19 protein-coding genes are annotated in these 19403 nt (G+C 71.2%); 8 read left to right on the plus strand and 11 right to left on the minus strand.

The genetic code is table 11. The features are described from left to right. Positions 1-51: 51 nt before the first annotated feature. Both BUE30_RS10660 and BUE30_RS10665 read left to right on the plus strand, forming a co-directional pair. Positions 52-558 (plus strand): peroxiredoxin, encoded by a 507-nt coding sequence (locus BUE30_RS10660; RefSeq protein ID WP_073329850.1) that lies wholly within the window; start codon positions 52-54, stop codon positions 556-558. Further along, the gene (locus BUE30_RS10665; RefSeq protein WP_073329853.1) at positions 555-1373 is read left to right on the plus strand and encodes a PhzF family phenazine biosynthesis protein; all 819 of its coding nucleotides are present in this window, start codon (positions 555-557) and stop codon (positions 1371-1373) included. The genes BUE30_RS10660 and BUE30_RS10665 overlap by 4 nt, the downstream gene beginning before the upstream one ends. Positions 1374-1377: 4 nt before the next feature. Here BUE30_RS10665 and BUE30_RS10670 read toward each other — a convergent pair whose 3' ends face one another. From BUE30_RS10670 to BUE30_RS10710, 9 genes are all read right to left on the minus strand, one after another. After that, positions 1378-2259, minus strand: a complete 882-nt coding sequence (locus BUE30_RS10670) for a mechanosensitive ion channel family protein (protein ID WP_073329857.1) — start codon at positions 2257-2259, stop codon at positions 1378-1380. A 15-nt stretch (positions 2260-2274) separates the two neighbouring features. Then, a complete protein-coding gene (locus tag BUE30_RS10675) occupies positions 2275-2562 on the minus strand; it encodes a 4a-hydroxytetrahydrobiopterin dehydratase (protein WP_073329861.1) in 288 nt (95 codons plus the stop codon). Next, on the minus strand, positions 2559-3767 hold the full coding sequence (locus BUE30_RS10680) for a GNAT family N-acetyltransferase (protein ID WP_425303923.1): 1209 nt from the start codon (positions 3765-3767) through the stop codon (positions 2559-2561). Before BUE30_RS10680 ends, BUE30_RS10675 begins: the two co-directional genes overlap by 4 nt. Positions 3768-3829: 62 nt before the next feature. Then, positions 3830-4219, minus strand: a complete 390-nt coding sequence (locus BUE30_RS10685) for a DoxX family protein (RefSeq protein WP_073329867.1) — start codon at positions 4217-4219, stop codon at positions 3830-3832. 87 nt (positions 4220-4306) lie between these two features. Beyond that, positions 4307-5059: a glycerophosphodiester phosphodiesterase family protein gene (locus BUE30_RS10690; RefSeq protein ID WP_073329870.1), complete on the minus strand. Its 753-nt coding sequence runs from the start codon at positions 5057-5059 to the stop codon at positions 4307-4309. Then, a complete protein-coding gene (locus tag BUE30_RS10695; protein WP_073329873.1) occupies positions 5059-5529 on the minus strand; it encodes a RidA family protein in 471 nt (156 codons plus the stop codon). The genes BUE30_RS10690 and BUE30_RS10695 overlap by 1 nt, the downstream gene beginning before the upstream one ends. A 69-nt stretch (positions 5530-5598) precedes the next feature. Beyond that, the gene (locus BUE30_RS10700; RefSeq protein WP_083601331.1) at positions 5599-7017 is read right to left on the minus strand and encodes an HlyD family type I secretion periplasmic adaptor subunit; all 1419 of its coding nucleotides are present in this window, start codon (positions 7015-7017) and stop codon (positions 5599-5601) included. Beyond that, on the minus strand, positions 7014-8744 hold the full coding sequence (locus BUE30_RS10705) for a type I secretion system permease/ATPase (protein ID WP_073329876.1): 1731 nt from the start codon (positions 8742-8744) through the stop codon (positions 7014-7016). Before BUE30_RS10705 ends, BUE30_RS10700 begins: the two co-directional genes overlap by 4 nt. A gap of 194 nt (positions 8745-8938) precedes the next feature. Further along, a complete protein-coding gene (locus BUE30_RS10710; RefSeq protein ID WP_083601332.1) occupies positions 8939-11236 on the minus strand; it encodes a transglycosylase domain-containing protein in 2298 nt (765 codons plus the stop codon). A 315-nt stretch (positions 11237-11551) separates the two neighbouring features. Here BUE30_RS10710 and BUE30_RS10715 point away from each other — a divergent pair, with 315 nt between their 5' ends. Both BUE30_RS10715 and BUE30_RS10720 read left to right on the plus strand, forming a co-directional pair. After that, positions 11552-11890 (plus strand): P-II family nitrogen regulator, encoded by a 339-nt coding sequence (locus BUE30_RS10715; RefSeq protein WP_073329879.1) that lies wholly within the window; start codon positions 11552-11554, stop codon positions 11888-11890. Positions 11891-11925: 35 nt separating this feature from the next. Then, complete coding sequence (locus BUE30_RS10720; protein WP_244526344.1) at positions 11926-13485, plus strand: ammonium transporter; 1560 nt, start codon at positions 11926-11928, stop codon at positions 13483-13485. A 215-nt stretch (positions 13486-13700) separates the two neighbouring features. On the opposite strand, the gene BUE30_RS10725 is transcribed toward BUE30_RS10720, so the two are convergent. Next, positions 13701-14921 (minus strand): winged helix-turn-helix domain-containing protein, encoded by a 1221-nt coding sequence (locus BUE30_RS10725; protein WP_073329882.1) that lies wholly within the window; start codon positions 14919-14921, stop codon positions 13701-13703. A 268-nt stretch (positions 14922-15189) separates the two neighbouring features. Here BUE30_RS10725 and smpB point away from each other — a divergent pair, with 268 nt between their 5' ends. Then, positions 15190-15660 carry an SsrA-binding protein SmpB gene (smpB, locus tag BUE30_RS10730; protein ID WP_073329885.1) on the plus strand — a complete coding sequence of 157 codons (471 nt, stop codon included), beginning with the start codon at positions 15190-15192 and terminating at the stop codon, positions 15658-15660. Here the strand turns inward: smpB and BUE30_RS10735 are convergent. Next, positions 15657-16556: a LysR family transcriptional regulator gene (locus BUE30_RS10735; protein WP_073329889.1), complete on the minus strand. Its 900-nt coding sequence runs from the start codon at positions 16554-16556 to the stop codon at positions 15657-15659. The genes smpB and BUE30_RS10735 overlap by 4 nt on opposite strands. 87 nt (positions 16557-16643) lie before the next feature. On the opposite strand from BUE30_RS10735, the gene BUE30_RS10740 reads away from it, so the two are divergent. The 3 genes from BUE30_RS10740 (at position 16644) to BUE30_RS10750 (ending at position 19398) form a co-directional block, all read left to right on the plus strand. Beyond that, positions 16644-17288: a class I SAM-dependent methyltransferase gene (locus tag BUE30_RS10740; RefSeq protein WP_244526333.1), complete on the plus strand. Its 645-nt coding sequence runs from the start codon at positions 16644-16646 to the stop codon at positions 17286-17288. Between the two features lie 71 nt (positions 17289-17359). Next, positions 17360-18214 carry a 3-mercaptopyruvate sulfurtransferase gene (sseA, locus tag BUE30_RS10745; protein ID WP_073329892.1) on the plus strand — a complete coding sequence of 285 codons (855 nt, stop codon included), beginning with the start codon at positions 17360-17362 and terminating at the stop codon, positions 18212-18214. Next, positions 18214-19398, plus strand: coding sequence for an amino acid aminotransferase (locus BUE30_RS10750; protein WP_073329895.1), 1185 nt, complete (start codon positions 18214-18216; stop codon positions 19396-19398). The genes sseA and BUE30_RS10750 overlap by 1 nt, the downstream gene beginning before the upstream one ends. Positions 19399-19403: the final 5 nt, after the last annotated feature.

The following is a 19403-nucleotide window of genomic DNA, read 5'->3' on the forward strand; positions in this document are numbered from 1 at the left end:
CGGACAGTATAGTCTGCGGCGCAGGACACAACACGCGAAGGAGCATGGCGGATGGGCGTTTCGAGAGGGGACAGGATGCCGGACGCGACGGTGCTGGTGAGCAATGCCGAGGGCCGTCCGGAAGAGGTGCGGATGCACGATCTCGCCGGGACCGGGCGGGTCGTCGTCTTCGGCCTGCCGGGCGCCTTCACGGGCACCTGCTCGACCGCCCACGTGCCGAGCTTCGTGCGGACGAAGGACGCCTTCGCCGAAGCGGGCATCGACCGGATCGTCTGCGTGTCGGTCAACGACAGCTTCGTCATGGAGGCCTGGGGGCGCGAGACCGGCGCGGCCGGGGCGGGCATCGTGATGGCCGGCGACGCCTCGGGCGAATTCACCCGGGCGATGGGGATGGAGTTCACCGCCGAGGCGGCCGGCCTGTTCGGCCGCTCGAAGCGGTATTCTATGCTGGTCGAGGACGGGGTCGTGACGATCCTGAACCCCGAGGAGAGCCCGGGCCTGTGCGAGACCTCGGCCGGAGAGACGCTGCTGGAGCAGGTCCGGTCGCGGCGGGAATGAGGCGGCGCTTCTTCCAGCTGGACGTCTTCGGCACCGCCGAGGGCTACGGCAACGGCCTCGCCGTGGTGGTGGGGGCGGAGGGGCTGTCCACGCCCGGGATGCAGGCCTTCGCCGACTGGACGCAACTGGCCGAGACGGCGTTCCTCGTCGACGGGGAAGGGGAGGCGGACTACGCCGTCCGGATCTTCACCCCCGCGGTGGAGCTGCCCTTTGCCGGGCATCCGACGCTCGGCTCCGCGATGGCGTGGCTGGCGGCGGGCCACGTGCCTAAGGTCCCGGGGCGGCTGATCCAGAGCTGCGCGGTGGGGCTGGTGGAGATCGACCTGACGGGCGACGTGCCGACCTTCGTCGCCCCGCCCACGCGGATCGAGGCCGTGGATGCGCCGGCGCTGGCCCGCGAGCTGGGCCTCGATCCGGGGCGGGTGCGCGCGGCGCACCGGCTGAACAACGGCCCGGACTGGACGGCGGTCGAGATGGAGAGCGGGGCCGATGTCGCGGCGGTCCGGATCGAGGACCTGCGGATGCCGCGCGGCATGGGACTGGGCCTGTGGGGGGCCGAGGCCGCGGGGACCGCCGATTTCCGGGTGCGGATGATCGACCAGCGCCCGCCACCGGTCGAGGATCCCGTGACGGGATCGCTGAACGCCGCGCTCGGCTGTCTGCTGGCGGGGCAGGGGCGTCTCGACGCGCCTCTCGTCATGGCGCAGGGCGCCAGCGTCGGCCGGGCCGGCCGGGTGCACCTGTCCGCCCGGAACGGACGGGTGCGGGTCGGCGGGGCCGTGCGGGTGCTGATCGAGGGGGAAGTGGACCTCTGAGCGGTCAGTCGGCGGCGGCCCCGGCGGCCGCCGCGTCCCCGTCCCGCTGCACCACGACGGTGCGGTAGGGGAAGGGGATCTCGACCCCGGCGGCGTCCAGCGCCTCCTTCACCCGGCGCTTCATATCGGCCTGGTACTTGAAGAACTCGCTCGCCGGGACCCAGACGCGGACGAGGAAATCGACCGAGCTGTCGCCGAGGTTGTTGACCTGGATGAACGGCTCGGGATCGGAGAGAGAGCGCTCGTCGCCCATGATGGTCGACAGGATCGTCTCCTCCGCCACCTTCAGGTTCGCCCCGTAGGCCACGCCGAAGGTCCATTCGGCCCGGCGCAGCGGGTAATGCGAGTAGTTCTCGATCACGTTGCCCCAGACCTGGCTGTTGGGGACGATGACCTGCGTGTTCCCGATCGAGGCGAGCTCGGTGTAGTTCAGGTTGATCGATTTCACCGTGCCCATCTTGCCGTTGATGTCGACGAAATCGCCCAGCTTGAACGGCCGGAAGAAGACGATCATCACGCCCGCCGCGACGTTCGACAGCGTGCCCTGCAGAGCGAGGCCGACGGCCAGACCGGCGGCACCGATGACGGCGACGACCGAGGTGGTCTGCACCCCGAACGTGTTCAGCACGAAGAGGAAGGCGAAGCCGATGACGACGTAGCGGACGATGTTGCCGAGGAAGTCGAACAGCGTGTCGTCGAGCCTCGTGTGCCGCGCCGAGAGGGCCTCGATCCGGCGCTTGAGCCAGCCGGCGATGAAGAAGCCGGCGATCAGGATCAGGATCGCCGTCAGCACGTTCCCGAACAGGCCGACGAGGTAGTCGAGGGTCAGCAGGTCGCCGAGCGAGCGGCCGTTCATGATCGGGGTGGTCAATAGCTGGTCGAGCATCGGTCCGCGGTGTCTTCAGGTCAGTTTGTCGAGGATGCGGGCAAGTTCCACGTCGCGCTGCGAAAGTCCACCGATGTCGTGGGACGTCAAAGTGACGTGAACCTTGCGGTAGACGTTGGTCCATTCGGGATGGTGGTCGATCCGGTCGGCATGGATCGCCGCCCGGACCATGAAGCCGATCGCGTCGGCGAAGCTGGCGAAGGCGTAGGTCCGGGTGATCGCCTCGCGCCCGGGGACGAGCGACCAGCCGGTCAGCTCCACCAGTGCCTCGGCACGGGCCTTGTCGGTCAGGGCGTCCGTCATTCCTGTTCCTCCACCTGCATCTGCCGGAAGGGGCCGAAACTGGCGAGGAACCCCATCTCCTGCGCGACCGCGTCGCGCTCCTGCTCGAGGTAGCGGGACACGGCCTCGCGGAAGCCGGCATCGGCCAGCCAGTGCAGCGAATGGGTCGTGTGGGGCATGTAGCCGCGAGCGAGCTTGTGCTCGCCCTGGGCGCCGGCTTCGACCCGCAGGCCCCGCTCGATCGCGAAGTCGATGGCGCGGTAGTAGCACAGCTCGAAATGCAGGAACGGGTGATGCTCGGTCGCGCCCCAGTAGCGGCCGAACAGCGTCTCGCGCCCGATGAAGTTCAGCGCCCCGGCGACCGGATGCCCGTCACGCAGCGCCAGCACGAGCAGCACGTCGTCCCGCATGCTCTCCTGCACGAGATCGAAGAACGGCCGGGTGAGGTAGGGCGAGCCCCATTTGCGGGCGCCCGTGTCCTGGTAGAAGCGCCAGAACGCATCCCAGTGCTCGGGGCGCAGATCGTCGCCCGTCAGCATCTGGACCTCGCCGCCGAAGGCCATCGCGTCGCGCCGCTCGCGCCGCACGGTCTTGCGCTTGCGGGAGTTGAGGTCGGCGAGGAAGGCGTCGAAATCGGGATAGTCACGGTTCTCCCAATGGAATTGCTGGGTGGTGCGGTGCAGCAGGCCCATCTCGCGCCCAGCCAGCGCCTCGGCCTCGGTGCAGAAGGTGACGTGGACGCCCGAGAGATCGTTCTGCGCGCAGAGCTGGATCGCGCCCTGCGTCAGCGCCGCGATCCCCGTCGCCTCGTGTCCGGGCCGCGTGAGGAACCGCCGGCCGGTGGCGGGGGTGAAGGGGACGGCGATCTGCAGCTTGGGATAGTAGTCGCCGCCGGCGCTTTCCCAGGCATGGGCCCAGTTGTGGTCGAAGATGTATTCGCCCTGGCTGTGCCCCTTGGCGTAGAGCGGCGCGACGGCGATGGTCTCGCCGCCCCTCGCGGCGGCGAGGTAGCGCGGCTCCCACCCCGTGCGGGGCCCGACCGAGCGCGAGACTTCGAGCGCGTGGAGGAAGCGATAGGTGGTGAAGGGATCGACCGGCGGCCCGCCATCCGAGGATTCGGGGCAGGCGCAGGCATCCCAGGTCGGCTGCCCGACCGCCTCGATCGAGGCATGGGCCGTGATCTCGATCGGGGTGTCGCCGGACATGTCGGGGGGGGTGTCTGCCATGCGGCCGGAAATGGCCCCGCGCGATGCGCCGTCAAGCGCCCGCGCGGGGTCGTGAGCGGGCCTTACGCGTAGGCCGGCTGCGGCTCGGACTTCACCGCGAAGGCGCCGGGGCCGGCGAAGACGAGGTAGAGGAAGGCGAAGCAGAACAGGATCGCCGCGTCGCCGCCGTTCAGCGCGGGGAAGAAGCCGGACGGGGCGTGGAACATGAAGTAGGCGACCGCCATCATGCCGGACATGACGAAGGCGACCGGGCGGGTGAACAGGCCGACGAGGATCGCGAGGCCGCCGATCAGTTCCAGCCAGGCGCCGATCAGCATGATCGGGGGCAGCGTCTCGAAGGGCGAGGCGGGGAAGCCGAAGAGCTTCTGCGTGCCGTGCTGGATGAAGAGCAGGGCGACGACGATGCGGAAGACGCCGAGCGCCTGCGGCTGGTAGCGCGAGAGAGTGGACATGGGTGACTCCGGGTTACGATCTGGCGGAAGTCATGCCCGGGCGGCGGGCTGTGCGTAAAGAAGACGTTCTGTGCCTGTCGCGGCAGGCTATGTGCGCGACTGCGGAGTATACCCCTCGAAGGTAACGCTGTCGGCGATGCGCCGGGCAGCCGCCTCCGCCTCTGGCGAGCGGATCGTCCAGCACTGGATGGCGGCGCCCTGCGCCTTCAGCTCCGCCACGCGGGGGCGATCCAGATCGGCGGCCTCGTGGCTAATGAAGCGCGCGCCGGTCCGGGCGTAATCGGGAATCCCGCGGAGGCGGTCGCAGGTCGGCCCGTCCAGCCCGGGCCAGTGCGCGGGATCGTAGGCGGAGGTCGTCAGTCCGCGGGGCAGGGCGGGGGCGAGATCCGCCATCGCGGCGACCGAATGGGGATTGAACGACATCACCGCGACCGGGCCGTCGTAGCGGGACAGGTCGCGGGCGACGGCCTCTTCCAGCGCGCCGACCCCGGCGCCCATCGCGCCGTCCTGGTCCTTGATCTCGACCAGCAGCGGAACCCGGCCGGCGATCAGCTCCAGCGCCTCGGCCAGGGTCGGCGGCGCGGATCCGTCGGCCAGGGCGAGCCCCGCGATCTCGGCCGCATCCCGCCCGCGGATCGGTCCCTCGGCCCCGGTCAGCCGGGCCAGATCCTCGTCGTGGAAGACGATGGCGATGCCGTCGGCGCTGGGCTGGACGTCGATCTCGATCCCCCAGCCTTCGCGGACGGCGGCGCGGATCGCGCCGCGCGAATTCTCGACCCCCGCCGCCCCGTGCAGGGCCCGGTGGGCGAAGGGGCGCGCGAAGAAGCCGGCGGGCAGCATCAGTCGATCTCGAACACGCCTTCGATCTCGACCGCGACGCCGAGGGGGAGGGAGGCGGCCGAGACGGCTGAGCGGGCATGGCGGCCCGCCTCGCCCAGCACCTCGACCAGCAGGTCGGAGGCGCCGTTCACCACCTTGGGCTGGTCGGTGAAGTCGGCGGTCGAGTTGACGAAGGCCGTCAGCTTGACCACCCGGCGCAGCCGGTCGAGATCGCCGCCGCAGGCCGCGCGGACCTGGGCGAGCAGCGAGAGCGCGCAGGAGCGGGCCGCCTCGGCCCCCGCGGCGATGTCCATGCCGTCGCCGAGCCGGCCCCGGATCGGGCCGCCCGGTCCGGCCGAGATCTGGCCCGACACCCAGACGGTCGAACCCGTCACGACGAAGGGGACGTAGTTCGCCGCCGGGGCGGGGGCGTCCGGCAGGGCATGGCCCAGTTCGGCGATACGGCTCTCGATACGGCCCTGGTTCGGCATTCCGCGCTCCTCTGCGGCTGGGTTCGGCGGCACGCTAGACGGCCCCGCCGGGGCCGTCCATCCCGCCGCTCAGCCGTCGCGGAAGACGCGGGCGAAATAATCCGCCATCGGCTTTGTCACGTATTCCAGCGGCGTGCGGTCCTGCGTGGCGAGGAACGCCTCGACCGGCATCCCGGGAAGCAGCTGCGACCCCTCGGGCAGTCTCGCCGCTTCGCCCTCGTCGAGGGCGATCTCGGCCCGGTAGAAGCTGAACCGCGACGTCTCGTCGGTGAAGGCGTCGGCCGATATGCCCATCACCGTGCCGACCAGTTCGGGCGTACGGCGCTGATCGAAGGACGCGAAGCGCAGCCGCACAGGCTGGCCGAGGGCGATCTGGTCGATGTCGGTGGCGCGGATCTGCGCCTCGATCACCAGCGGCCTGTCGGAGGGGACGATGGAGAGCACCGGATCGGCCGGCCGGACCACGGCGCCGGGGCCGAAGACGGTCAGGCCGAAGACGGTGCCCGCGACGGGGGCCCGGATCTCGCGCCGGTCGAGCTGTGTGGTCAGGGTGCGCCGCTGCTCGGACAGTTCGATCTCGTTGAAGGAGAGGTCGCGCAGTCGGGTGATCGCCTCTTCCCGCCGGGCGACGCCGAGACGCAGGATCTCGAGGTCGAGCTCGGTGATCCGCCCCTCGGCCTGGGCCTTGGACGCGGCGAGCTCGCCGGCGCGGCCGGCCAGGTTGGCCTGCTCGCGGCGGAGGGCGAGCACCCGTGCTGCCTGCGCGAGGCCGCGGTCGAGCAGGCTCTGCTGGTCGGTCAGCTCTTCCTCGATGAGGGCGAGCTGTTCGTCGAGCGCGACCTGCTGCGCCTCGATCCCCTCGATCTGGGACGCGGTCTGCTCCTTGCGCCTGGCCAGCTGCTCGGCCTCGCCCTGTAGCGTCTCCAGCCGGGCCTGGAACAGGCGGCTCTGCCCCTCCATCAGCTCGGTGGCGACGGGGCTGTCGGCCTGCAGCAGCAACTCGGGAAAGACGATCTCGTCCGCGTCGTCGCGCTCGGCCTCGAACCGGGCCATCCGGGCGAGCACCTCGTAGAGCTGGCCCTCGACCACGGCGAGTTCGGAGGCGAGCGCCTCGGTCTCGAGCCGGATCAGGACCTCGCCCTCGGCGACGGTCGCGCCCTCGCGTACGAGGACGTCGCTGACCACGCCGCCATCGGGATGCTGCACCGCCTGCCGGTTGCGGTCCACGACCAGCTGGCCGGAGGCGATGACCGCGCCGCCGAGCCGCGACGTGGCCGACCAGTAGCCGAAGCCGCCGATCAGCAGCGCGAGGAGGAGAAAGCCCAGGATCAGCGGCCCCGCAGCCGAGAAGCCGAGCGGCTTGTCCTCGCGTGGGCGGGAGGGCGTGCCCTGCGGGACGGGGGCGGCGCGGGGATCCGCGCGGCCGGGCGCGGTCCGGCCGGCGGGGACCTGCGCGGGGGTGATCCGGCCGATCTCGGCGTTGCTCATGACACCCCTCCCGCGCCGCCGGTCTTGATCTCCTGCGCGTTCTTGACGACCTGGCTCAGCACCTCGTCCCGCGGGCCGAAGGCGCGCCGCGTGCCGTTCTCGATCATCAGCAGCATGTCGCATTCCTGGATGGCGGCGGGGCGGTGCGCCATGATGAGGACCGCCTTGCCGCGCGTCTTGTAGTCGCGGATCGCGCGGTTCAGCGCCTGGCTGCCCTCGTTGTCGAGATTGGAGTTCGGCTCGTCGAGGACGAGGATCTCGGGATCGCCGTACATCGCCCGGGCGAGGCCGATGCGCTGGATCTGACCGCCCGAGAGCCGGCCGCCCAGGGCGGTGACGCGGGTATCGTATCCGTCGGGCAGGCGCAGGATCATGTCATGCGCGGCGGCCATCTTCGCCGCCTCGACCACGGCCGCGTCGTCGGGGCGGGGGGACAGGCGGGCGATGTTGTCGCGGATCGTGCCGTCGAACAATCCCACCCGCTGCGGCAGGTAACCGACATACGAGCCGAGCACGTCCGGGTCGTATTGATCGAGCGCGGCCCCGTCGAGACGCACCTTGCCGGCCGTGGCGGGCCACAGACCCGTCAACGCCTTGGCCAGCGTGGACTTTCCCGCGCCGGAGGCGCCGATCACGCCCACCGCCTGCCCGGGTTCGACCTTGAACGACAGCATCCGCAGCGTGGCCTGGCTCTCGCCCGGGACGACGACGGTCAGCTGCTCCACCGACAGGTGGGCGCGGGGGCGGGGCAGGGCGGTACGGGACGCCTGCGGCGATACCGCGCCCAGAAGGCGGGACAGGCTGCCCCAGCCCTCCCGGGCGCGCTGGAACACGGCGGACTGGTTCACGATCATCTCGATCGGCGAGAGGGCGCGACCCAGCAGGATCGAGCCCGCGATCATCGCGCCGGGGGTCAGCTGGTTCAGCAGCACGAGATAGGCGCCGAGGCCGAGCATCGCCGATTGCAGAAGCAGTCGGAACGCCTTGATGATCGCGGTGTAGCCGCCCGAGATGTCGGTCGCGCGGACCGTGCTGCGCAGCGCCTGCCCGCGACTGTCCTGCCAGCGGTCGAACGCGGCCCCCCGCATGCCGAGCGACTGCACGAGTTCGGATTCCTGGCGGATCTGGCTGCCGAAGCTCTCGGCCATCACCGTCTCGCGGTTGGCGGTCTCGAGCTGGCTGCGCGAGGTGAGCTGGTTCAGGATCGCGAGGGCGATCAGCACTCCGGCACCTATCAGGGCGAGGTAGCCGAGCCAGGGGTGGAAGATGAAGATCCCGAGGAAGAAGACTGGCGCGAAGGGCAGGTCGTAGAGGGCCATCAGCGCGGGTGAACCGATCAGGCGCTGGATCGATTCGAGGTCGCGCAGTCCGGTCTGCGCCTCGCGCGAGACGGCCTGGTTCCCCGCCCCCCTGATCTGCGCCTCGAAGACGCGGCGCCCCAGCCGGTCGTGGAAGCGGCCGGCGACGCGGTTCATCACCCGCCCGCGCACGAGGTCCAGCAGGCCCATCATCCCGTACATGAAGACGACGAGCACGGTCAGGCCCACCAGCGTCTCGATCGAGCGCGAGCCGAGCACGCGGTCGTAGACGTTGAGCATGTAGAGCGGGCCGGTCAGCATCAGCAGGTTGACCACGAAGCTGAAGGCCGCGACCGACGCGTAGAGCCAGCCGCTCTCGTTCCGCGCGCGCCGCAATTCGGCGCGTCCGCGCGTCTCGTCGGTTGCCATGTTCCAGCCCCTTTCCTTCGGGCCGCGGAACGCGCCCCGTGCCGGTGCGCCCCGCCCTGTTTTGCCGGTCCACGGGCAATTGCCCCGCCGGCCTCAATGCGATGCGGGCAGAATAGGGCGCCCGGGTGAACACTTCCCTGTTTGCCGGGATTGCGCAACATCCCGCGCGGGGCGGGCGGCACGGGCGCCGCCCGTCAGCCGCCGCCGAGGATGTCTCCCAGCACGTCGAGGATCGCGTCCTCGGTGCTGTTGGGCAGGTTCAGCGCGCCGTTCGGATCCTGCGCCGCCTGCCCGGTCTGCGGATCCGGCGCGGGCTGGGCGGGCTGGCCCTGGGCCGGCGGGGCGGGGGCGACGGGCGCGCCGAAGGCCTCTCGCAGGGCGGCGTCGAGCGCGGGATCGGTCGCGCCCGCCATCGTGTTCGAGGGCGCGGCGGGACGGTCCATGGGCAGCGGCACCGGCATCTGGCTGGCCAGCACGCGGGCCATCGTCTCGCGCCAGATCTCGGCCGGCAGGCCCGACCCGGTGACGCCGGTCAGCGGCGTGTTGTCGTCGTAGCCCATCCAGACCCCGGCGACGTATTCGCCGGAGAACCCGATGAACCACGCGTCCCGCGCGGCCGAGGTCGTGCCGGTCTTTCCCGCCAGCTCGTGCCCGTCGATCTGCGCGCGCCGTCCGGTTCCCTCGGCCACGACCTGGTGCATCATCCAGACCAGCTCGCGCGCCGCGCGTTCGCTGATGACCCGCTCGCCGATGCCGCCGCCGAGGCCCATCAGCGGCTCGGGATCGCCCTGCAGCCGCAGCTCGACGAGGCCGTAGGGCGTGACGGACGAGCCGCCGTTCAGGATGCCGGCATAGGCGCCCGTCATCTCGACCAGCGTGCTCTCGTTCGCGCCGAGCGCCATCGCCGGGTTGGCCCGCAGGTCGTTCGAGATGCCGAACATCTCGGCCACGGTCACCACGTTCTCCAGCCCCGCCGCCATGGCGAGGCGTACGGCGGGGATGTTGCGGCTCTGCTCGAGCGCCTCGACCAGGGTCACGGTGCCGTGGAACTCGCGGTCGTAATTGTCGGGGCTCCACGGACCCGAGCCGGGAATGTCGATGGTCAGCGGCGTGTCCTCGACCGTGTCGAGCGGGTTCATCCCCATGTCGAGCGCGGCGGCGTAGACGAAGGGCTTGAAGCTGGAGCCCGTCTGGCGCAGCGCCTGCGTCGCGCGGTTGAAGGCGCCGGTGGCGGCGATGTTGCGCCCGCCGACCATCGCCCGCACGGCGCCGTCGGCGCTCATCACCACGATCGCCGCCTGGGCGTCGGATCCCTCGCGCACCTGCGTGTCGAAGACGTGGATCAGCGCGTCCTCGGCCGCGGCTTGGATCCGCTGGTCGAGGGTGGTGCGGATGATGACGTCCTCGGTCGTGTCGCGGGTGAAGAATTCCGGCCCGGTATCCATCACCCAGTCGGCGAAGAAGCCGCCCGAATCCTGCTGCGCCCGGGCCGAGAGCTGGGCCGGCGCGGCCAGTGCCTCGGCCGCGGCGCTCTCGGACAGGTAGCCCTGCGCCTCCATCAGGCCGACCACGACGGCGGCGCGGTCCTGCGCGCGCTGCAGGTTCGAGGTGGGGGCGTAGCTCGACGGCGCCTTGAGCAGGCCGGCGAGCATGGCCGCCTCGGCCGGGCTGACCTCGGCGGCGGACTTGCCGAAATAGCGCTGGGCCGCGGCCTCGAAGCCGCGCGCGCCGGCGCCGAGATAGGCGCGGTTGAGGTAGATCGTGAGGATCTCCTCCTTGGTGTAGCGTACCTCCATCGCCATCGCGTAGACGGCCTCCTGCACCTTGCGCCACAGCGTGGTGCGACGGCAATCGGCCTCGTATTCCGCCTCGCTCTCCCATTCCGCCGGATCGTAGGGCCGGCCGAGGCAGAGGAGCTTGGCCGTCTGTTGGGTGATGGTGGAGCCGCCGTTCCCCTCGAGCGGGCCGCGCCCCTCGGCGAGGTTGATGCGCATCGCGCCGGCGACGCCCTGGGGATCGACGCCGGGATGCCAGTAGAAGCGGCGGTCCTCGGTGGCGACGACCGCGTTGCGCAGGTGGGGCGAGACGGTGTCGGTCGTGATCATCCCGCCGAACTGCTCGCCCCGCCAGGCGAAGGTGTCGCCGTTGCGGTCGAGCATGGTGACCGAGCCGCGGGCCCGGCCGTCCACCAGCGCGTCGATCGAGGGCAGGGTCGAGGCGTAATAGGCGACGCCGAGCCCGATGAAGACCGCGACGACGAGGCCGACGCGCCAGGACAGGGCCCAGACCATCCGCAGCGCGAAGGCGAAGGGGGCGAGGATCCAGCCGACCAGACCCCGCCGCCGGCGGGCCGGGCGCGACTTGCGGCCGCGCCGCGCCCGCGCCGGTTTCTTCGGCGCCCGCTCCGCGTTCCGCTCCTCGGCCTTCGCAGACCGGGAATAGCGCCGGTCCGCCACGAGTGGGCCGCTGCGCCCCTTGCGTTCTCCGCTCATCTGCCCCGATCCCGTTCATCGCGGCCTCGTCGGCGGGCCGCTGGTCCTGACGTCCTATAGCGAGTCGCGGCGCCCCTGTGGAGCCGTCCCGTCCCGGTAGCGCCGGATCGGCGAATTCGTGATCCGCCCAATTTCGCGGCACTGGCGAAGAGTAGTGCAAAAATTGTGCAAACTTGCCGCGCGGGCGCGGAGCCGGACCGGCCCCGCCCTTGCCGCGACGTCCCCCGCGCGTCCCCTCTGACGCATCGCCGCCGGTGGTCCCGTGCTGCATCGCAGCGCCCAGGCCGCCCGAGACGCAACGACAAGGGGATAGATGTGAAACTCATCATCGCGACGATCAAGCCGTTCAAGCTCGAGGAGGTGCGCGAGGCGCTCACCGCCATCGGCGTGCGCGGCATGATGGTGACCGAAATCAAGGGCTTCGGCTCGCAATCGGGGCATACGGAGATCTATCGCGGCGCCGAATACGCCGTGAACTTCGTGCCGAAGGTGAAGCTGGAGATCGTGGTGCCCGCCGCGATGGCCGACCAGGTCGTCTCGACCATCGCCTCGACCGCCCGCACCGACAAGATCGGCGACGGCAAGGTCTTCGTCCTCGATGTCGAGAGCGCGCTGCGCGTGCGCACCGGCGAGATCAACGACGACGCGATCTGAAGCGCGCAGGGCACAGGAATACTGGAGTGGAACGGATGACTAACCTGAAACCATGGCTTCTGGCGCTGATGCTCGCGCTGGGCACGGGCCTCGGCACGCCGCAGATCGCGGCCGCCCAGGATACCGATACCGAGGCGACGATCGAGGCCGAGCCGGTCGAGGATGCGGCCGAGGACGCCGCCGCCGAGACCGGGGACGCCGTCGAGGAGGCGGGCGACGCCGCGGCCGAGGCCGCCGACGAGGCGGGCGACGCGGTCGCCGCCGCCGCGGACGACGTGGCCGATGCGGTCGACGCGGAAGGCACGGAAGCGGGCCAGAACCCCGGCGAGGAGGCCGGGGCCGCCGCGCCCGGCTTCGACGAGATCGGGCCCTACCTCATGACGACGCTGCTGTTCCTGATCGGCGGCTTCCTCGTCATGTGGATGGCCGCGGGCTTCGCCATGCTGGAGGCGGGCCTCGTCCGGTCCAAGAACGTGACGACGCAGCTGACGAAGAACATCGCGCTCTTCGGCATCGCGGCGATCATGTACTGGCTGGTCGGGTTCAACCTGATGTATCCGGGCGACGGCTGGTGGATCGCCGGCTGGATGGGCCCCTGGTTCGCCGTCACCTCGCTGGAGCCGGTCGGCCTCGCCGCCGCGGACGCCTCGCTCGACTACGCGTCGGTCGCCTCGGACTTCTTCTTCCAGCTGATGTTCTGCGCCACCACCGCGTCGATCGTGTCCGGCACCCTGGCCGAGCGGATCAAGCTGTGGCCGTTCCTGATCTTCACCGTGATCCTGACCGGCTTCATCTACCCGATCGAGGCCTCCTGGCAGTGGGGCGGCGGCTGGCTGTCCGAGATGGGCTTCTCCGACTTCGCCGGCTCGACCCTCGTCCATGCGGCCGGTGGCTTCGCCGCCCTCGCCGGTGCGATCATCCTCGGGCCCCGGATCGGCAAGTACGCCAAGGACGGCCGCGTCGTGCCGTTCCTCGGCTCCAACCTGCCGCTGGCCACGCTGGGGACGTTCATCCTCTGGCTCGGCTGGTTCGGCTTCAACGGCGGCTCGCAGCTGGCGGCCGGCACCGTGGGCGACATCACCGATGTCGGCCGGATCTTCGCCAACACCAACATGGCCGCCGCGGCGGGCGCGGTGACGGCGCTGATCCTGACGCAGATCGTCTACAAGAAGGTCGACCTGACGATGGTGCTGAACGGCGCGCTGGCGGGCCTCGTGTCCATCACGGCCGGTCCGCTCGATCCCACGCTCTTCGGGGCGCTCTGGATCGGGGCCGTCGGCGGCGCGATCGTGGTCTTCGCAGTTCCGATGCTCGACAAGATGAAGATCGACGACGTGGTGGGCGCGATCCCGGTGCACCTGATCGCCGGCTTCTGGGGCACGCTCGCCGTTCCCTTCTACACCGAGGGCACGAACTTCGTGACGCAGATCATCGGCTTCGCGGCCATCGGGATCTTCGTCTTCGTGGTCAGCCTGATCGTGTGGGTGATCCTGAAGGGCCTGATGGGCATCCGCGTCTCCGAGGAGGCCGAGATCGCCGGTCTCGACATCTCGGAACTGGGGATGGAGGCCTATCCCGAATTCGCCAAGGGCTGATCCTCCTTCCGTCAGCTTTCGGCAGACTCGTCCCCGGCGCCCCCGTGCGCCGGGGATTTTTCGTTGCGCCGCGCCGGTCTTCGGGGGGCGGAACTCGGCGTCGGTCGCGCCGCGCGCCCCGGATCCGGGGCCTCGGAGGGCAGTCGGGTTCCGATCCGCTCGCATCCCGGCAGGGCCCCGGATCGGGGTCCGGGTCGCGGCTCGTCCGGGGGGGATCAGACCGGCGGGGGCCCGTCCCGCAGCCAGTCCGGCGCGCGGTCGATGCCGGCCAACCCGGCGAAGCCGGCGACGCGCTCCAGCTCCGCCTCGAGCCGCTGCAGCCGGCCCCGGCCCATCCGCACCCCCTCCTCGGGCCAGAAGGCGCGGATCGCCAGATCCCCGCCCCGCCGCGCCATGTCGATCCGCCCGATGGCGCGGTCCCCTTCCCAGACGGGAAAGACGTAGTAGCCCCAGCGCCGCTTCGCCTCCGGCACGAAGATCTCGATCCGGTAACGGAAGCCGAACAGCCGCTCGGCCCGGGCGCGGTCGCGCAGCATCGGGTCGAACGGGGACAGGACGCGCACCCGCGCGCCGGGCGGGGGCAACCGCTCCGCCGCCTCGACGAGGCCGGGCCGGGCGAGGGCGGTGCGACGCGACCCGTCCGCGCCCTCGATCGCAATCTCCTCCACCTCGCCGCGCGCCAGTGCGCCGGCAACCCAGCCCTTCACCTCCTGCGGGGTCGCGAGGGCGAGGAAGGCGGCGAGTTCGCCACCCGTGGCGAAGCCGAGCCGGTCCAGCGCCATGCGGCAGGCCCAGTCGATCGTCTCCTCCGGCGCGGGGCTGGCGGCGCGCAGGTCCGCCGGGATCACCCGCTCCGTCAGGTCGTAGACCTTCTGGAAGCCGCGCCGGTGGCAGACGGCGAGCGACCCGGTATGCCAGAGGTATTCCAGCGCCGTCTTGGACGGATGCCAGTTCCACCAGCCGGGGCCGCCCGCCGCCGCCGGATCCCGCTCGGCCGGCAGGGTGTCGGCGCTGGCGAGCCCGCCCTCCGCCTCGATCCGCGCCAGGATGCCGTCGCATTCCGACAGGAAGTCGTGCCGTTGCCACGCCTCCCACCGGCCTGGCAGCCGGTCCTTCATGCGCGCGAAGCGGTGCCGCCAATGCGGCCAGAAGGGCATCGGGATCGCGCTGGCATCGTGGGTCCACCCCTCGAAGAGCGTCCGGTCCCGCGCCACCGCCAGCTCGAGCGCGCGGGGGCGGTAGCGGCCCCGCCGCGACCACAGGATCAGGTCGTGCGCCCGGGCGAGCGTGTTCACGCTATCCACCTGCACGAAGCCGAGCCGCGTCACGAGGTCCGCGAGGTCCGTCCCGCGCCCCGGCCCCCCCTCGTCCCGCAGCAGCAGGTGCCGGTCGAGGAAGACGCGGCGGGCGAGGGCATTGGTCAGGACAGGGCGCATGGCCGGGACGTTAGGGGTGCGCCCCGGGCCGGGGCAAGGGCGCCTGGCCCCCCTTCGCAGGGATCCCGAATACCTCCGCCGCCGGCCGGCCGCACGCGGTTCGCCGGGGGGCGTCAGGGGGCGCCGCCCCGGCCGGGGCGAGGGCACCCCGATCCTCCCTTCGCAGGGCTCGCAGATACCTCCGCCGCCGGCCGGCCGTCCCGCGCGCCGTCCGCCGGGGGCGCGGCCGCGCTTGCCCCGCCGCGCGGCCGCGCCTATCTCGGCCCGCATGGCCAAGGATACCGACAAGAACTACAAGGTGATCGCCGAGAACCGGCGCGCGCGCTTCGATTACGCGATCGAGGACGATACCGAGGTCGGGATCGTGCTGACCGGGTCCGAGGTGAAGTCGCTGCGCACGGGGCAGTCCCAGATCGCCGAGAGCTACGCCACGGTCGAGGAGGGCGAGCTCTGGCTGGTGAACGGCTACATCGCGCCCTACGAGCAGGCGATGTTCGGCCACGAGGAGCGACGCCGCCGCAAACTGCTGGCCAGCCGGCGCGAGATCGCCCGGATGTGGAACGCGACCGCGCGCGAGGGCATGACGCTCGTCCCGCTTGTCATGTATTTCAACCACCGGGGCATGGTGAAGCTCAAGATCGCCGTCGCGAAGGGCAAGAAGGTCCACGACAAGCGCGAGACGGCGGCCAAGCGCGACTGGGGCCGGCAGAAGCAGCGCCTTCTGAAGGAACTCGGCTAGGGTCGCAGCTCCGGCGCGGACAGCGCCTCGGCCAGCGCGTCCCAGACGATGCGGATGCGGGCGGAATGCTGCAACTCCCGGTGCGTCACCAGCCAGTAGGGCACGTCGATGCGGACCGTGTCGGGCAGGACCGGTACCAGCCCGTCGCCCGGCCGCACCGAGGCGGCCAGCAGGATCCCGGCCCCCAGCCCCTGCCGCACCATCTCGACATAGACGTTGCCGCTGTTGGTGACGTGCCGGATCGACGCCTCCGGCACGTCGATGCCCCGCCGCTTGAGCTCGGCCACGAAAAGCTCCGCCGGGCCCATCGCCACGAGGTCGAGCCGGGACAGATCCCCGCGGTCCGCGATGCCGCCCGCGCGCTCCACGAGGTCGGCGCGGGCGTGAAGATGGGCAACCTCCTGCCGCACCAGCCGGGCGATGAGGTCGTTCTGGACCGGGCGGACATGGCGGATCGCGATGTCCGCCTCGCGCCGCTGCAGGTCGCTCACGGCGTTCGAGGCCAGCACGTCGATCCTGAGGCCCGGATGCGCGGCCCGGATCGGGCCTAGGACCCGCGGCAGCCATTCGGCCGCGAGAAGGTCGGAGCACGAGATCGCCACCGGCCCCTCGACCGAGCGCGCCCGTCCCGAGGCGGCCAGCGCCACGCGGTCCGCCGCCTCGGCCATCGCGCGCACATCCGCCAGCAGGTCGCGGCCCGTGGGGGTGAGGACGAGGGCGCGGCCCACCCGCTCGAACAGGACGACGTCCAGCTCCTCCTCCAGCGCGGCGACCTGCCGGCCGAGGGTGGGCTGGGTCTGGCCCAGCCGCCGCGCGGCGGCGGAGAAAGAGCCCGTCTCGGCCGTGGCGAGGAAGGCGCGGATCCGGTTCCAGTCGAAGGCGGGGCGTGCATCCATGCGAAATCGTATGTCCGAGGGACGCAATTGCGCAATTCCCGAATGGGTGACGCAGGGGTAGACCGGGGCATGATCAGGAGACAAAGCATGACCAGCCTCGCCGAGACCATGACCGACCCCGCCCCCCATCCCCATGTCGCCCTCTGGGACCGGATCGCGCGGTCCTACGCCGCGCGCCCCGTCGCCGACCCCGCCGCCTGGGAGGCGACGCTGGAGCGCGTGCGCGCCTGGCTGAAGCCGACCGACCGCGTGCTCGAACTGGGCTGCGGCACCGGATCCTCGGCGCTGAAGCTGGCCCCTGCCGCGCGCGCCTATACCGGCAGCGATCTCAGCCGCGAGATGATCGCGATCGCACACGAGAAGCTGGCCGGGGCGGGGCAGGACAACCTGACCTTCCGGGTCGAGGAGGCGGGGCAGGGGGACGGGCCGTGGGACGCGATCCTCGCCTTCAACCTGATGCATCTGGTGCCAGAGACGGAGGCCGCCATCGCGGCGATCCGGGACAGGCTCGCCCCGGGCGGGCTGTTCATCTCCAAGACCGGCTGCCTCGGCCGGGTCTCGCCGCTCTGGCCGGTGATCGCCGCCATGCGGCTGATCGGCAAGGCGCCGCCCGTCCGCTTCCTGTCGGTCCGTCAGTACGACGCGATGATCGAGGCGGCGGGATTCGAGATCCTCGAGACCGGCGCCTATCCGAAGCGGATGAACCGCTTCGTGGTCGCGCGGAAGCGGTGACGCCGCCTTGCCATCGCTTTCCCCGGGGTCTAGTCCGGCGCTGCTGCGACACGCCCCCGGGGGAGGGATCGATGGCCCTGAACGGTAGCAACCTCGTCTCGACCGAGTGGCTGGCCCGGCATCTCGACGATTCGGACCTGTTCGTGCTCGACGCGTCCTGGTACCTGCCCGGCGAGGGGCGCGACGCCGCGGCCGAACATGCCGCCGCCCACATCCCCGGCGCCCGCTTCTTCGATATCGACGCGATCAGCGATCCCGCGACCGATCTGCCGCACATGGCGCCGCCGCCCGAGCTCTTCGCCTCGCGGATGCGGGCGCTGGGCGCGGGGGACGGGCAGTCCGTCGTGGTCTATGACGGGGCGGGCCTCTTCTCGGCCGCGCGGGTCTGGTGGCTGCTGCGCCTGATGGGGATCGACCGCGTCGCCGTCCTCGATGGCGGCCTGCCGAAATGGCGGGCCGAGGGGCGCCCGGTGTCCGACGCGGTGCCGCCGGTCCGGGACCGGCACCTCACCCCGCGCCTCCGGCCCGAACTGGTACGCGATGCGCACGGCGTCGCCGCCGCCTCGGCCAGCGGGTCGGCGCAGATCGTCGACGCCCGCGCCCCCGCCCGGTTCCGCGGCGAGGCGGCCGAGCCGCGCCCCGGCCTGCGCGCGGGTCATATCCCGGGATCGCGCAACGTCTTCTTCAAGGACCTGCTGAACGCCGACGGCACGATGAAGCCGATTTCCGAGCTGCGCGCCGTGTTCGAGGCGGCGGGCGCGGACCTGACCCGCCCGGTCATCACCACCTGCGGCTCGGGCGTGACGGCGGCCGTGCTGTCGCTTGCGCTCGAGCGGATCGGGGTTGCCGACCATTCCCTCTACGACGGCTCCTGGTCCGAATGGGGCCAGCGCGCCGATCTTCCCATCGCCACCGGAGTCGCCTGATGCTCGAAGCCCTCAAGGAACAGCCTGCCGACAAGATCCTCTCGCTGATGGCGGCCTACCGGGCCGATCCGCGGGACGACAAGATCGACCTCGGCGTCGGGGTCTACAAGGACCCGCAGGGTCGCACCCCGGTCATGCGCGCGGTGAAGGCCGCCGAGAAGCGCATCTGGGAAAGACAGGAGACCAAGGCCTATACCGGGCTCGCCGGCGATCCGGCCTATTGCGATGCGATGGTCGCGCTGGTGCTGGGCGGCGCGGTGGCGCGGGACCGGGTCGCGGCGGTCGCGACGCCGGGCGGCACCGGCGCGGTGCGGCAGGCGGTGGACCTGGTGAAGCAGGCCGCGCCCGGGGCCACGATCTGGCTGTCGAACCCGACCTGGCCGAACCATCCCTCGATCATCCGGCACCTCGGCATGACGAGCGCGGAATACCGCTATTTCGACAGCGCCACCGGCGGCGTCGACGTGGAGGGCATGCTCGAGGACCTGCGCGGCGCGGCGGAGGGCGACGTGGTGCTGCTGCATGGCTGCTGCCACAATCCAACGGGCGCGAACCTGACCGAGGCCGAATGGGACCGGGTGATCGCGGTCCTGCAGGAACGGGGCCTGATCCCGCTGATCGACATCGCCTACCAGGGCTTCGGCGACGGGCTGGACGCGGATGCGGCCGCCACGCGCAAGGTCGCGGGCGCCATGCCCGAATCCCTGATCGCCGCCTCCTGTTCGAAGAATTTCGGGATCTACCGCGAGCGGACGGGCATCCTGATGGCGATCGCGCGGGACGAGGGCGGGGCGACGCTGGCGCAGGGCAACCTCAACCACCTGAACCGGCAGAACTATTCGTTCCCGCCCGATCACGGGGCGCGGGTCGTCGCCACGATCCTCACCGACGACGAGCTGCGCGCCGACTGGCAGGCGGAGCTCGAAGAGGTGCGCAGCACGATGCTGGAGCTGCGCCGGCAGCTCGCAGGTGAACTGGCGCGGCTGACCAATTCGGACCGCTACGCCTTCATCGCCGAGCACCGGGGCATGTTCTCGCGCCTCGGCCTGCCGCCCGAGATCGTCGAGACGCTGCGCAAGGATCATGGCGTCTACATGGTGGGCGACAGCCGCATCAACATCGCGGGTCTGAACACCGACACCGTGCCGCTGCTCGCCAAGGCCATCGTCGCGGCGGGCGGCTGATCGCC

The organism is Wenxinia saemankumensis (genome assembly GCF_900141735.1).
Taxonomy (GTDB): Bacteria; Pseudomonadota; Alphaproteobacteria; order Rhodobacterales; family Rhodobacteraceae; genus Wenxinia; species Wenxinia saemankumensis.

What these genes read in the sequence shown, in the direction of transcription:
- BUE30_RS10660 (WP_073329850.1), top strand. Translation starts at nt 52, where the DNA reads ATGGGCGTTTCGAGAGGGGACAGGATGCCGGACGCGACGGTGCTGGTG.
- BUE30_RS10665 (WP_073329853.1), top strand. Translation starts at nt 555, where the DNA reads ATGAGGCGGCGCTTCTTCCAGCTGGACGTCTTCGGCACCGCCGAGGGC.
- BUE30_RS10670 (WP_073329857.1), bottom strand. Translation starts at nt 2,259, where the DNA reads ATGCTCGACCAGCTATTGACCACCCCGATCATGAACGGCCGCTCGCTC.
- BUE30_RS10675 (WP_073329861.1), bottom strand. Translation starts at nt 2,562, where the DNA reads ATGACGGACGCCCTGACCGACAAGGCCCGTGCCGAGGCACTGGTGGAG.
- BUE30_RS10680 (WP_425303923.1), bottom strand. Translation starts at nt 3,767, where the DNA reads ATGGCAGACACCCCCCCCGACATGTCCGGCGACACCCCGATCGAGATC.
- BUE30_RS10685 (WP_073329867.1), bottom strand. Translation starts at nt 4,219, where the DNA reads ATGTCCACTCTCTCGCGCTACCAGCCGCAGGCGCTCGGCGTCTTCCGC.
- BUE30_RS10690 (WP_073329870.1), bottom strand. Translation starts at nt 5,059, where the DNA reads ATGCTGCCCGCCGGCTTCTTCGCGCGCCCCTTCGCCCACCGGGCCCTG.
- BUE30_RS10695 (WP_073329873.1), bottom strand. Translation starts at nt 5,529, where the DNA reads ATGCCGAACCAGGGCCGTATCGAGAGCCGTATCGCCGAACTGGGCCAT.
- BUE30_RS10700 (WP_083601331.1), bottom strand. Translation starts at nt 7,017, where the DNA reads ATGAGCAACGCCGAGATCGGCCGGATCACCCCCGCGCAGGTCCCCGCC.
- BUE30_RS10705 (WP_073329876.1), bottom strand. Translation starts at nt 8,744, where the DNA reads ATGGCAACCGACGAGACGCGCGGACGCGCCGAATTGCGGCGCGCGCGG.
- BUE30_RS10710 (WP_083601332.1), bottom strand. Translation starts at nt 11,236, where the DNA reads ATGAGCGGAGAACGCAAGGGGCGCAGCGGCCCACTCGTGGCGGACCGG.
- BUE30_RS10720 (WP_244526344.1), top strand. Translation starts at nt 11,926, where the DNA reads ATGACTAACCTGAAACCATGGCTTCTGGCGCTGATGCTCGCGCTGGGC.
- BUE30_RS10725 (WP_073329882.1), bottom strand. Translation starts at nt 14,921, where the DNA reads ATGCGCCCTGTCCTGACCAATGCCCTCGCCCGCCGCGTCTTCCTCGAC.
- smpB (WP_073329885.1), top strand. Translation starts at nt 15,190, where the DNA reads ATGGCCAAGGATACCGACAAGAACTACAAGGTGATCGCCGAGAACCGG.
- BUE30_RS10735 (WP_073329889.1), bottom strand. Translation starts at nt 16,556, where the DNA reads ATGGATGCACGCCCCGCCTTCGACTGGAACCGGATCCGCGCCTTCCTC.
- BUE30_RS10740 (WP_244526333.1), top strand. Translation starts at nt 16,644, where the DNA reads ATGACCAGCCTCGCCGAGACCATGACCGACCCCGCCCCCCATCCCCAT.
- sseA (WP_073329892.1), top strand. Translation starts at nt 17,360, where the DNA reads ATGGCCCTGAACGGTAGCAACCTCGTCTCGACCGAGTGGCTGGCCCGG.
- BUE30_RS10750 (WP_073329895.1), top strand. Translation starts at nt 18,214, where the DNA reads ATGCTCGAAGCCCTCAAGGAACAGCCTGCCGACAAGATCCTCTCGCTG.